11 protein-coding genes and 3 tRNA genes are annotated in these 13074 nt (G+C 36.8%); 8 read left to right on the top strand and 6 right to left on the bottom strand.

Annotated features, from left to right (window positions below; translation table 11 throughout):
* Positions 1 to 234: 234 nt before the first annotated feature.
* Positions 235 to 1266, bottom strand: coding sequence for a L,D-transpeptidase family protein (locus C9E89_RS00420; RefSeq protein ID WP_107006467.1), 1032 nt, complete (start codon positions 1264 to 1266; stop codon positions 235 to 237).
* A gap of 539 nt (positions 1267 to 1805) precedes the next feature.
* On the opposite strand from C9E89_RS00420, the gene pyrC reads away from it, so the two are divergent.
* The 7 genes from pyrC to C9E89_RS00385 all read left to right on the top strand — a co-directional run bounded on the left by pyrC (position 1806) and on the right by C9E89_RS00385 (position 6556).
* Entirely contained in the window at positions 1806 to 2840 is a 1035-nt protein-coding gene (gene pyrC, locus C9E89_RS00415; RefSeq protein WP_107006653.1) for a dihydroorotase, read from the top strand.
* Complete coding sequence (gene rnt, locus C9E89_RS00410; protein WP_107006466.1) at positions 2825 to 3484, top strand: ribonuclease T; 660 nt, start codon at positions 2825 to 2827, stop codon at positions 3482 to 3484. Before pyrC ends, rnt begins: the two co-directional genes overlap by 16 nt.
* A gap of 20 nt (positions 3485 to 3504) precedes the next feature.
* Positions 3505 to 3580: transfer RNA gene (locus C9E89_RS00405), tRNA-Glu, on the top strand.
* A 211-nt stretch (positions 3581 to 3791) separates the two neighbouring features.
* Positions 3792 to 5207, top strand: a complete 1416-nt coding sequence (locus C9E89_RS00400) for an amino acid permease (RefSeq protein ID WP_107006465.1) — start codon at positions 3792 to 3794, stop codon at positions 5205 to 5207.
* Positions 5208 to 5335: 128 nt separating this feature from the next.
* Positions 5336 to 6208: a lipase family protein gene (locus tag C9E89_RS00395; protein WP_107006464.1), complete on the top strand. Its 873-nt coding sequence runs from the start codon at positions 5336 to 5338 to the stop codon at positions 6206 to 6208.
* Positions 6209 to 6356: 148 nt separating this feature from the next.
* A tRNA-Glu gene (locus C9E89_RS00390) sits at positions 6357 to 6432 on the top strand.
* A gap of 48 nt (positions 6433 to 6480) precedes the next feature.
* Positions 6481 to 6556 (top strand) — tRNA-Glu (locus C9E89_RS00385).
* A gap of 70 nt (positions 6557 to 6626) precedes the next feature.
* Here the strand turns inward: C9E89_RS00385 and C9E89_RS00380 are convergent.
* Positions 6627 to 7223 carry a YiiX family permuted papain-like enzyme gene (locus tag C9E89_RS00380; RefSeq protein ID WP_107006463.1) on the bottom strand — a complete coding sequence of 199 codons (597 nt, stop codon included), beginning with the start codon at positions 7221 to 7223 and terminating at the stop codon, positions 6627 to 6629.
* A gap of 85 nt (positions 7224 to 7308) precedes the next feature.
* On the opposite strand from C9E89_RS00380, the gene C9E89_RS00375 reads away from it, so the two are divergent.
* Positions 7309 to 8010 (top strand): glutathione S-transferase, encoded by a 702-nt coding sequence (locus C9E89_RS00375; protein ID WP_107006462.1) that lies wholly within the window; start codon positions 7309 to 7311, stop codon positions 8008 to 8010.
* On the opposite strand, the gene C9E89_RS00370 is transcribed toward C9E89_RS00375, so the two are convergent.
* The 4 genes from C9E89_RS00370 to C9E89_RS00355 all read right to left on the bottom strand — a co-directional run bounded on the left by C9E89_RS00370 (position 8007) and on the right by C9E89_RS00355 (position 13035).
* Positions 8007 to 9251, bottom strand: coding sequence for an NADH:flavin oxidoreductase/NADH oxidase family protein (locus C9E89_RS00370; RefSeq protein WP_107006461.1), 1245 nt, complete (start codon positions 9249 to 9251; stop codon positions 8007 to 8009). The genes C9E89_RS00375 and C9E89_RS00370 overlap by 4 nt on opposite strands.
* A gap of 118 nt (positions 9252 to 9369) precedes the next feature.
* Complete coding sequence (locus C9E89_RS00365; protein ID WP_107006460.1) at positions 9370 to 10968, bottom strand: ABC transporter ATP-binding protein; 1599 nt, start codon at positions 10966 to 10968, stop codon at positions 9370 to 9372.
* Complete coding sequence (locus tag C9E89_RS00360; RefSeq protein WP_107006459.1) at positions 10943 to 11956, bottom strand: ABC transporter permease; 1014 nt, start codon at positions 11954 to 11956, stop codon at positions 10943 to 10945. Before C9E89_RS00360 ends, C9E89_RS00365 begins: the two co-directional genes overlap by 26 nt.
* Complete coding sequence (locus C9E89_RS00355; protein ID WP_107006458.1) at positions 11956 to 13035, bottom strand: microcin C ABC transporter permease YejB; 1080 nt, start codon at positions 13033 to 13035, stop codon at positions 11956 to 11958. Before C9E89_RS00355 ends, C9E89_RS00360 begins: the two co-directional genes overlap by 1 nt.
* Positions 13036 to 13074: the final 39 nt, after the last annotated feature.

Below are 13074 nucleotides of genomic sequence, written 5' to 3'. Positions count from 1 at the left end.
AAAATAAATAAAACCTCAACAAGATTAACATTATAAATAATGCAATGAAATAATTAATTCCAACTTTATAAAAATAAAATAAATCACATTTTTATTATATTTAAGCGGTTTAAATCACAATAATATTAAATAAATAATAAATAAATATTTTAATATAATTAAATAATAAGTTTAAAATAAAAATAGAGGTATAAAATACCTCTATTTATAAACAAAAAATTTTAACGGCTAAAATCACTCTAAAAATTTTACTACAGCGCCTTCTTGAACTTTACGCCCTAAATCATTCGCATCCCAATTGGTCAAGCGAATACAACCATGTGATGCTGTTTTCGAAATTAAAGATGGATTTGGTGTGCCATGAATACCAAAAGACGGCTTACTTAAAGCAATCCACATATTACCCACAGGACCATTTGGACCAGGTGGTAATGTTAAAGGTTTCTTATTACCGCCTTGTACAAAATTCTTTGGTGAATAACCATAATAAGGATTTGCTGCGACTTTTACGACTTTATGTGTACCTTTAGGCGAAGGCGTATCAGCACCACCAATGGTTGCAGGGAAAGATCCAACCAATTGATTTAAATGATTAAACAAATATAATTGGCGTGCGCCTTTATGTGCCACAATCAAAGTAATATCCGCAGATAAATCATTACGTACATTCGGTACAATAATTTTCTGACCTGCTTTATTAAAATTTACTTTAGGATTTATTTGTTTTAAAAACTCTTCATCAATATGAAATTTTTCGCCTAACATTTCAGTAATACGTGTGTAATACAAGCCTTTCATTTTCGCTTGTAAAGCATAATTACGTGGAATACTTTTCGCATAAGGACCTTTTAAGTCCTGTGCTGTAATCGTATATTCAGTAAAGGCAGGTTGTGTTTGCTGAGCAACCAAACTATTCCATGTGCTTTGATTTAAAACTCCTGTAATTTCTAGACCATTCATTTGTTGGTAAGCAGAAATTGCTTTCAAGAAATTTTTACCACTTTTTGCATCAATTGGACCAGGAGAAGCATGTAAATTATTGAGCATGACTTGTGCTCGTGCATAAGCAGGATACTGTCCACGTGCTAATTGAGCAGACCACACAGCTTTATTTATGGACTCTTTATCCCAACTAACGGATGGTGCAGATGCAACTTGAGCTATTTTTTTATCATCATTCGCAGCTTTGCTTGTTGTCGCATAAATTGATGTATTAAAAATCGTGACACATGCAAACAACATGATGAATGGCACACTTTTGCGCATTTTCTACTCTCTATTCATCTCATTTTAAATATTAAAAAACAAATCGTTATCTAAATTTTTTAGTCTAACCGATATGCTTTTTATCATAACCCTATCAACACAATATACTTTACCCAAAGTAAAACCAATAAATTATTTTTGAATATCAGCTCGTTAAATATACCAATCATTAAAAAGATTAATTTATTCACTCAAAATATATTTGCATCAAAAAACGTGACAAATTTAACACTTTATCAAAAGGAAAGTGTAATTTTATTGCGTTTTTTTAAAATAAGCCGACTCTTTACTCAATAGAAAATATTTATTTGATTATCCTACATTAAATCAAAGTATTTATTTTTCCCCTGCTATTTTCTGACTATTTTAAAGTATTGTATAAAGAATAAACATTTAATTTTAAAATAGAAATAAATATTGCTAAAAAAACACCAATTCAATCTATAGAATATGTGCAAAGATTTAGCAAGCGAAAAATAGCGGTTACCATTTTTGTTGGAATGGATTATCATCTACTTTATTTTTCAGTAAGAACTGCCTTGAACACGATTACTATTCTTCAGCCCGATGATTGGCACGCTCATCTTAGAGATGGTCTTGCATTAAAACGTACTGTTCCTGATTTAGCAAAACAATTTGCTCGTGCGATTTGTATGCCAAATCTTGTTCCACCTGTAAAAACAGTTGAAGAAGCATTGGCTTATCGTGAACGTATCATGGCACATGTACCTGAAGGCATGGACTTTGACCCACGCATGGTGCTGTATTTTACAGATCAAACCGCACCTTCTGAAGTGAAAAAGATTAAAGATTCAACCCATGTCAATGCAATTAAACTTTATCCAGCAGGCGCTACGACAAATTCAGATAATGGCGTGAGTGATATTCGTAAGGTTTACGGCGTTATTGAACAGCTTGAAGAACATCAAGTCCCATTATTATTACATGGTGAAGTTACACATAACCATGTTGATATTTTTGATCGTGAAAAACGCTTTTTAGATGAAGTCTTAGTTCCTTTATTAAGACAATTTCCAAAATTAAAATTGGTATTGGAACACATCACAACCAGTGAAGCTGCGCATTTTGTCTTAGAACAAGATCGTAATGTTGCTGCAACCATCACACCACAACATTTATTATTTAACCGTAATGACATGTTAGTGGGTGGCATTAAGCCTCATTTTTATTGCTTACCAATTCTAAAACGTCAAGTTCACCAACAAACATTATTAGAAGTTGCAAGTAGCGGTAACCCTAAATTTTTCTTAGGTACTGATAGTGCTCCGCATTCAAAAAATGCTAAAGAAAATGCTTGTGGATGTGCAGGTTGTTATAGTGCGCCAACAGCAATTGAACTTTATGCTCAAGCATTTGACCAAATTGGTAAAATTGAGCGTTTAGAAGGTTTTGCAAGTCATTTCGGTGCTGATTTTTACGGACTTCCTCGTAACACCAAAACCATCACCCTTGTGAAAGAAGACCAAGTGATTCCTGAAAGTTTAGACTATTTAGATGGTGAAAATATTATTCCATTATATGCGGGTAAAACCATTCAATGGAGAAAAGTGTGACAACTGAAATACAGCCTGTAATTGCTCAACGATTCCGTGGTTTTTTACCCGTTGTCGTGGATGTTGAAACAGCAGGCTTTAATGCAGATACAGACGCTCTACTTGAAATTGCGTGTATTCCAATTATTTATGATGCTGAAGGAAAATTTGTGCCTGGTGAGGCTCATCACGCACACATTAATCCTTTTGAAGGTGCTCATTTAGACCGTCGATCATTAGATTTTATTGGGATTGATCCATCAAATCCTATGCGTATTGCGATGGCTGAAGACGAAAAAACAGCATTAAAACGTATGTTTAAAGCAGTGAATGAAGTTCGTCGCCAACAACAATGTACGCATGCAGTTTTGGTTGGACATAATGCACATTTTGATTTAGGTTTCCTCAAAGCAGCCATTGCACGTACAGGAACTAAAAATCAAAATCCATTTCATAGTTTTTCTGTATTTGATACAGTCACTTTGAGTGCTGTGATGTTTGGTCAAACTGTATTAGCAAAATCATGTATTCAGGCAGGAATTGAATTTGATGGCAAAGAAGCACACTCTGCTTTATATGACACTCAAAAAACTGCTGAACTGTTTTGCTATATTTTGAACAAACTCTCTCCTCATGTACTTGACACTTTGATGGCGGATCAATAAGATAGCGCCATCTTCTAAACGACCCTATCGTCTAGAGGCCTAGGACATCGCCCTTTCACGGCGGTAACCGGGGTTCGAATCCCCGTAGGGTCGCCATCTATTTTTAGTATTTCATGTACTCATCTCAATTTTTCTAGTACTCCAAGCATTTTTTGTTTGCATCTCATCTTGTCTATTTTTTAACACCCAACTTTATTAATTGTTCAAACAATCTATACAATTACACTGAATTTATCAGTTCGGCTTTGAACTCTAACGCAATAACACCTACAATACTGCGCTTCCTATTTATCTTTCATTACTTTTTATGCAGCCATCTCATACTCAGAATGACAACCAAACTCAGGACGATTCTGCACAATTAAAACGTGCAATGAGTACTCGACATTTGGTGATGATTTCACTAGGTGGTGCAATAGGCACAGGCTTATTTCTAGGCTCTGGTGAAGTTATTGCTCAAGCGGGTCCTATTGGTGCCATTATCTCCTATATTTTGGGTGGTATTATTGCCTATATGGTGATGCTCTGTTTGGGCGAACTTGCTGTACACATGCCAGAGTCAGGCTCTTTTGGCTCTTATGCTCAAAAATATATTGGTCCTGCAACAGGTTATACTGTGACATGGCTGTACTGGTTAACATGGTCAGCAACTTTGGGTACCGAATTTACCGCCGCCGCCTTATTGATGCAAGAATGGTTTCCACAAGTTTCTATGTGGTTATGGACACTTATTTTTGCAGCTATTGTACTTATACTCAACATGAGTTCGACACGCTGGTTTGCTGAATCTGAGTTCTGGCTCTCTTTAATCAAAGTAGTGACCGTTGTTGCTTTTATTCTGCTAGGTTTACTGGCTATTTTTGGCGTCATTCATTACGACGGCTATAGCACAGCACCTCTTTTTAGCAACTTGACAGCAGGAGACTGGTTTCCACAAGGTTTGTTTCCTATCTTTACCACAATGTTAATTGTTAATTTTGCCTTTTCTGGTACAGAGTTGATCGGTGTTGCAGCGGGTGAAACCAAAGATCCCGCAAAAAATGTACCTAAAGCGATTAATACTGCACTGTGGCGTTTGTTAATTTTCTTCGTGGGTACAATCATTGTAATTAGCGCACTTCTTCCTCATGAACTGGCAGGCTTAAATGCTGAAGGTGTTAGTAGTAGCCCATTCGTTACGGTGTTTACGCATATTGGTATTCCTTATGCTGAAGATATTATTCGTTTTGTGATTATTACGGCATTATTATCAGCAGCAAACTCAGGTTTATTTGCAGCTTCACGCATGATGTGGTCGTTATCCGCAAAAAAACAGCTCCCTGCTATATTTTCTAAATTAAATGCTCGTGGTATTCCCTATATTGCAGTGTTAGTGACCATGTTAGGCGCAATGCCTGGCTTATTGTCTGAGCAATTTGCACCTGAAAAGATTTTTAAAAATCTATTAGGAATTGCAGCATTTACAATGGTAATTGTGTGGATGAGTATTTGCTGGAGTCAATTTAATTTTCGTCGTACATGGTATAAATCAGGACATCGTAAATCTGATCTTGCTTTTTCCGTACCTTTCTTTCCTATTATTCCAATTTTAGGGTTTATTTTCTGTTTAATTACAGGAATTAGTATGGTGTTTGACCCCGAAATGCATGTTGGCTTTATCAGTTGTTTAGTGTTTATTGCAGGTTGTTATGCAAGTTATGCTTATTTTTATAAATCAGAATAATAATAACCAAACAAAAGTAATGAGCCTAAAAGAGTGTAGCGTAAGCTGCACTTTTTTATGTTTTAAATTCCCTAATGATAATGACAATTGTTATATTGGATTAAACAAAAACCATTTTTAAAATTTTAATGAAAATTATTTTTATTCATGGCATGAATCAACAAAACCACACAGCACAATCCCTACAAAGATATTGGTGTGATATTTTTCAGCAAGGTATAAATGCTCAGCAGATTGCGCTCAAATCTCCATTAAATATTCAATTGGCATTTTATGGCGATCTCATTACCACACATCATTTGAGTAATCAGTTTGATTTAGAAATGCTCTTGCCTAAATTTTTGCTTAATTTTCATGTCCCATATTTTGCTAAAAAGCCGTCTACACTTTCTATTCACCCTCCTACATTTATTCCGACACTTTCTCCTCAACAACCTGTTGCACTTAAAACACAACTCTATTTAGCATCAGAGATGATCAAAGACAGTGCATTAAAAGAATTTGTATTACTTTTAAATCATTTCCCTCAACTGCATGAAAGTATGATTCATCGTTTTCTGATTGAAACTTATTTATATTTAGATAATGCAGACTTTTTACAAGAAGTACATCAACGGGTTCTAAAGTGTTTAGATGAACATGAGCCACATATTATTGTTGCGCATTCACTTGGCACTGTGATTGCCTATAATTTATTACAACGACTTGATCCGAAATATAATATACAACGTTTTATTACTCTCGCTTCCCCCTTAGCTTTTCGTGTCATTCAAGCCAAAATTTTGCATCCTATTCTGCGCCCAACAATTTTACAGGGTGATTGGTTCAATTTTTATTCTCAAGACGATTTTTTAAGTGCTTTTCCTTTAAGCAATGCACCTTTTAATTTTGAACCTCATATTCTAAATCAACGCATTCGGACATTTATTGACCACCCACATAATATTGCTGGTTATTTACAAAATCCTGCTGTCATTCAAGCTATTCTTCAAGCACTTTAGCTCACACAGTCCCAAAACTGTGCCAAATTCAACCAAAACCCAAAATATTGTTTTATATTTATACATTCAAATTATTTTTTCTTTTTTATTGCTGAAAAGTGTTTGACACATTCACTTATTCACCCTATTATACGCCCACCTCTGAAACGACCCTATCGTCTAGAGGCCTAGGACATCGCCCTTTCACGGCGGTAACCGGGGTTCGAATCCCCGTAGGGTCGCCATTAATTTATGGTTTAGTTTCTAAATTCAAAGGTATGCCTCATTTTATTGACCCTATCGTCTAGAGGCCTAGGACATCGCCCTTTCACGGCGGTAACCGGGGTTCGAATCCCCGTAGGGTCGCCACATTCTAGAATGTTTTACATTCTTATAAAAAACCTGAGCATCATGACTCAGGTTTTTTTATGCCTATCGACTATAAACTGTTTTTTAAATATCGAGAATCAAACAGTGCTTTAGGGCTAATCACTTTTTCTTGCAATGGAATATGTTCACCATAGCGCTGCTTCATTAAAGCTTTAACTTTACTGTTAGTTAAATCAAAATTCTTTAATTGTTGTAAAGGCGTTAATTCTATTGCCAAAGCATTTTTATAGGCTTTCCACACAATTTCAGAACAGTAAATCGCACGATCATCCCATTCAAAATAAATATCATAAGGTTTATTTAAATACTGTTCTTCATTTTTGATTAAAGCATTTTGTTGTTTTGAGTTTAGACTTTGAATCAAACGCTTTACGACATATTTTTGATCCACACCACGCCTTATCCATGCCTCAAATGGTGTGTATTGAACAGGTTGGATTGCTTCCAAGACCCATAATCGACCATTTTTATTCACCAACATTCCCATATGACTATAAGGTGAATGCGTTGCCAGTTGGATCACCTGACTCTGTGCAGACTTCGAGGTCTGAAAAATCAAATCGCCAGTCTGTAATGGTATTGCGTATACAGCGCTGCAACTGAGCATTAAAATCAGATAAAATATTGTATTAATTAATCGAGACATCACTTCAATTTACTCATATTATTTTTAAAATCACTTTGCGTTTCGCAATTTGACATCAAGCATTATTTTAAAAAGTAGCAATCAAATGCACATCACTTTATATCATCTACAAAACTCGCGCTCGCAACGCATCGTTTGGTTATGTGAAGAATTAAATCTTGACTATGAACTCTTGACCTTTACAGAACATCTACAAGAACAAGACCACCCTAAACACCCTCATCCCTTTAAAAAATTTCCAACTTTGGTGTATGCTCCGCCTGCGCAATCCGCCTTGGTATTGGCAGAGACCACTGCCATTGTGGATTTTCTTTGCCAGCAATCTACACAGCTCGCCACACATCATATGATGGAAAATAAGCAACTTGCTGATTTTTATTATTGGAAAAATTGTGCAGATGCTTCTTTTATGCCAAATGTGGCACTCAAACAAATTTTTGCACAAATCGTGCAACATACGCCATTTCCAATTCGTTTTATTGCCAAAGTATTTAAATATGGTTTTGATCAGGGCTATTTAAATAACGCACTACAACAACACATGCAGCAGATTGAGCTACAACTTAAACTTAATCCATGGATCGCAGGAGAACGCTTTTCGGCTGCTGATATTTTATTGTGGTTTCCCTTATTTGCCTGTACACAACTGGATCAGACATTTCAAAACTACGTGCATATCAATGCCTATCTGAGACAAATAGAAAGCAGACCCGCCTTTCAGCGTGCAAAAGCGAAAGGACAATGGTCTGCCGAGCATTTTCAATTATATTGGAATAAAGCCCATTAAGCTGATTTACGTGAATTCACTCGCCCTTGAATCACAGCTTTGACATTATTTTTGGCGTAGTTCAAGAAGACTTTTAATGGTGATAATTTAGGATTTGGCTGTTTGCCTTCACCAATCGCCTTAAACTGCGCTGCATACCACAGAATTTCCATGATTGCCATTTTATCAACAAATGGAATACCCGTTTTAATTTGCTCCACGGCATAGCGTACATCACGCCCAGCAATCAAACTGTTGCTGACATCTGTTTCTACCGCCAAAGGACGGGCAATCCCGATAAATTCACATGCACCACTGTCCAAAGCCGCATTCATACCTTGCGCAGTACGGAAACCACCCGTCACCATCAGTTGGCATTTGACTTCTTTACGAATTTTTTCTGCAAAATCGAGGAAATATGCTTCACGGGCAATGGTACTCGCCTTCCGTTTATCCGCCTTGGCACCCGCCATCGCAGGCGCTTCATAGGTTCCGCCTGATACTTCAATTAAGTCAATGCCTGCCGCATCAATAGCTTTAAAGACATGAATCACTTCTTCTTCAGTAATACCGCCACGTTGGAAATCTGCCGAATTTAATTTAACGGAAACAATGAAATTTTCTGAAGTTTTAGCACGAACTGCCTTATAAATTTCCAATAAAAAACGTGAACGGTTTTCAATAGAACCACCCCATTGATCCTGACGCTTATTGGTCAATGGCGATAAAAACTGACTAATCAAATAACCATGTGCGCCATGCAGTTGCACACCTTCAAAACCCGCCTTTTCACAAATTCGTGCAGATTCAGCAAAACGCTGGATAATATCCAAAATCTCAGCTTCTTCCAAAGCACGTGGCGTACCAAATGTCGTTGCCAACGTTGGGCTGAATGCCACTGCAGAAGGTGCAACGGTTTCTTTATTTAAACCACGTGGGCATTGACGTCCCGGATGTGACAACTGAATCAGTTGTACCATGTCATGCTTTTTACCGACATTTGCCCATGCTGTGAGTTTTTCTAGATCACGCTCTGTTTCAACCACAACCACGCCTGGTTCGTTTTTGGCACGAAAATCCACCATGACATTACCTGTGATCGCACAGCCTAAACCACCCTTACCCCATGCATCATATAAACCTAAATGTAATTTATTCGGTTGACCTGCATGGTTTGCTAATGCTTCGCTCATTGCACCTTTAATAATGCGATTTTTAAAGGTGGTATTTCGTATTTTAAATGATTGTGCAATATGGCTCATGGTGCATCTCTAATCTATTTTTAGAATATTTACTCTAAATTATTTAAAAAAATGGTCAAGCAAAATCTGACAATATCTCATGTCAAAATTGCATGCCAAACTTAAACGCTGCGCTATTTTAATACTGACTCGCTGAAATCAATTGCTTAGTATAGTCAGTTTTAGGGTTTTTAAATAAAGATTCAGTATCCTGAAACTCTATGACTTTAGCATGACGCAATACTAAAACTTTTTGACACAATGCTTTGACAACCTGTAAATCATGACTAATAAATAAATAGCTGATTTGAAACTCTGCTTGCAACTGACGTAATAACTTCACAATAGCTCGCTGTGTAGTACGGTCTAAAGCCGATGTTGGCTCATCAAAAATAATTAATTTTGGACGTAAAACCAAAGCACGTGCTAATGCAACACGTTGGCGTTGCCCACCCGATAATTCATGTGGATAACGTGATATAAATTCAGCAGGAAGCTCAACTTTTAACAAAGCTTCTGTAATGTGTTTTTGAATTTCATCTGCTTTGAGTTTTTTCAAAGCCAAGCCTTCACCAATAATTTGTTCTACCGTCATACGTGGATTTAAACTACTGAATGGATCTTGAAAAACCATTTGAAATTCAGCACGTAATGGACGCAATTTTGACTCTTTGAGCCTATTTAAATCTTGATTTAATAAGACGATTAAGCCATCACTGTCAATCAAACGTGCTACAGCCAAAGCCAAAGACGTTTTACCTGAACCACTCTCCCCCACAATTCCGATTGACTCTGCTTGATGTAATCTCAATTCTAAAGGTTCAACAGCAACAAAATAGTCTTTTACCCGATTTAGCAAGCCTTGTTTGATGGGGAATTTGACACCAACATGATGTAAGGACAACACCAATGCAGAAGGGTCTTGTCGTGGTACAGGATTTGCAATACCAAAATCATGATCAAGTAAATGCTTCGTATAGTCCGCCTTAGGTGTATTAAAAATGTCCCTCACCGCACCTTTTTCTTCAACTCGACCTTTATTCATTACAATGACTTGATTGGCATAACGTTTCACTAAATTTAAATCGTGACTGATTAAAATCATTGCCATGCCATGATTTACAATCAATAGCTGTAATAAATTTAACACCTGCGCTTGCAAAGTCACATCTAAAGCTGTAGTTGGCTCATCTGCAATAATAATTTCAGGCTCTAATGCCAAAGCTGCTGCAATCATCACACGCTGTCTTTGCCCACCTGATAACTCATGAGGATAACGACTTAACTTTTCTTCAGGTTCAGGAATGCCCACATCTGTGAGTAAATCAATCACACGTTTACGCACTTTATTTTTAGGCATACCCTCTAACAACAAAGGCTCACCAATAATTTTTTCAACCCGATGTAATGGATTTAAAGCCGTCATAGGTTCTTGAAAAATCATCGCAATTTTTTTACCACGAATTTGACGTAACTGTGTCTCATTCATTTGTAATAAATTTTGCCCATTTAAATTGGCTTCACCTGTAACTTTTAAGTGTTCAGGCAATAGACCTAGCATTGCTAGACTGCTGATAGATTTACCTGAACCACTTTCCCCCACAATGGCAATCGTTTCTCCTGCATGTAAATCTAAGTTTAAATTTTGCACCAAATCATGTTGTTGATTTTGAATACTTAAATGCCGCACAGACAATACTAATTTTGCGTCTTTATTGACGTCTTGGATCGAATGCATCACGTGTCGCCTCCCCAATATAAATCAACAAAGATAAAACCAAAGCCAATGTAAAAAAGCCCGATAAAGCCAACCATGGCGCATTTAAGTTATTCTTGCCTTGTAACAACAACTCACCCAAAGATGCTGCATCCGGTGGTAAACCATAACCTAAAAAATCTAATGCAGTTAATGCTGTAATATTTGCGGTCAACATAAAAGGAAGCTGCGATAAACTTGAACTCATCGCATTAGGTAAAATATGCCTAAACATAATCGTCCCATCACGCACACCTAAAGAACGTGCAGCACGAACATAGTCTAAGTTTCGTGCGCGTAAAAACTCAGCACGTACTAAGCCAACCAACGCTGGCCAACCAAAAACCAACATAATCAAAAATAGCCAATATACGCTTGGTGTAAATAAACTCACTAAAATCATAATCATAAAGAGTGTTGGCAAACCACCCCACACTTCCAATATGCGCTGACCAATTAAGTCAACCCAACCACCGTAATAACCTTGTATTGCGCCGATAAAAATACCAATCACTGAAGCAAATAACGTTAAAGCTAAACCAAATAACAAAGAAATCCTTAAACCATACAAAATTCGTGCAACGACATCACGTCCTTGATCATCTGTACCTAACCAATTTTGTGCAGTCGGTGGTGAAGGTAGAGGCACAGCCAAGTCTAAATTTGGTGTTTGATAGGAATAACGTAAGATCGGCCAGATCGCCCAACCCTTAGCATCAATTAACTGTTGCACAGCAGGATCACGATAGTCTGCTTCACTCTCAAAAACACCACCAAATGTCGTTTCAGAATAAGTTTTTAATACAGGCGCATAATAATGCTGATCATATTTGACCAATAAAGGCTTATCATTGGCAATAAATTCGGCACCTAAAGATAAAATAAAAATAAGCGCAAATAGAATAAAACAACTAAAGCCTAAACGATTTTTTTTAAATTTTTTAAATCTTGCTTGCATCAATGGAGACATTATTTTGCTCCTCTTGATTCAAAGTCGATACGAGGGTCAATAATTTGATACAACACATCACTAATCAAACGTAATACAAGCCCTAACAGCGTAAATAAAAATAATGTACCAAAAATCACAGGATAATCTCGCTGAGTAATTGCCTCAAAGCCGAGTAAACCTAACCCATCTAAATTAAAAATAATTTCAATAAATAGATTTCCAACAAAGAAAATACCCACCAAAGCTTCAGGTAAACCCGCGATCACAATCAGCATGGCATTACGAAAAACATGCCCATAGAGCACTCGATTTTCATTTAAACCTTTGGCACGTGCAGCCAGAACATATTGTTTATTTAACTCTTCCATAAATGAATATTTAGTGAGATAGGTCAAACCAGCAAAACCACCCAATACAATCGCAATCAAAGGTAAGGTCATATGCCAAAAGTAATCTTTAATTTTGCCCAATACACTTAAACTATGAAAATCATCCGAGACCAAGCCTTGTAGTGGAAACCACTGAAAATAAGAGCCACCTGCAAAAAACACAATCAACAAAACAGCAAATACAAAGGAAGGAACAGCATAGCCAACCGCCAACAACAAAGAAGTTGATTTGTCAAAAATCATACCGTGCTGTTTGGCTTTTTTAATGCCTAATGGAATAGAAACCAAATAAATCAGCAAAGTACTCCATAAGCCCAAAGACACCGTCACAGGCATTTTTTCCCATAATAATTGAGTTACAGGCTTATCTTTAAAAAAGCTGGTACCAAAATCAAAATGCAGATAACCTTTGAGCATCATCCAAAATCGTTCAGGTGCAGATTTATCAAAACCATATTGTGCTTTGATTTTTTCAACCATTTCATCACTCAAACCACGAGCACCTTGGTATTGACTGGGATTATTTGAAGCGGATACCACCTCTGCTCCCGCAGGTGCATTCCCCATCCCTTGAAAGCTTTCAGCTTGCTGTATCGCTTGCTCTACTGGACCACCTGGTGCCAATTGAATCACCACAAAATTAATTAATAAAATAAAAAATAATGTCGGGATAATAAGTAAAAGTCGTTTGAGAATGTATGTGCCCATTGATGTGACATTCCTTGTAAGCGCATGGCTTTTATTTTC

It is taken from the genome of Acinetobacter sichuanensis (assembly GCF_003024515.2).
GTDB classification, from domain to species: domain Bacteria; phylum Pseudomonadota; class Gammaproteobacteria; order Pseudomonadales; family Moraxellaceae; genus Acinetobacter; species Acinetobacter sichuanensis.
This window is presented reverse-complemented; position numbering and strand designations above follow the sequence as displayed.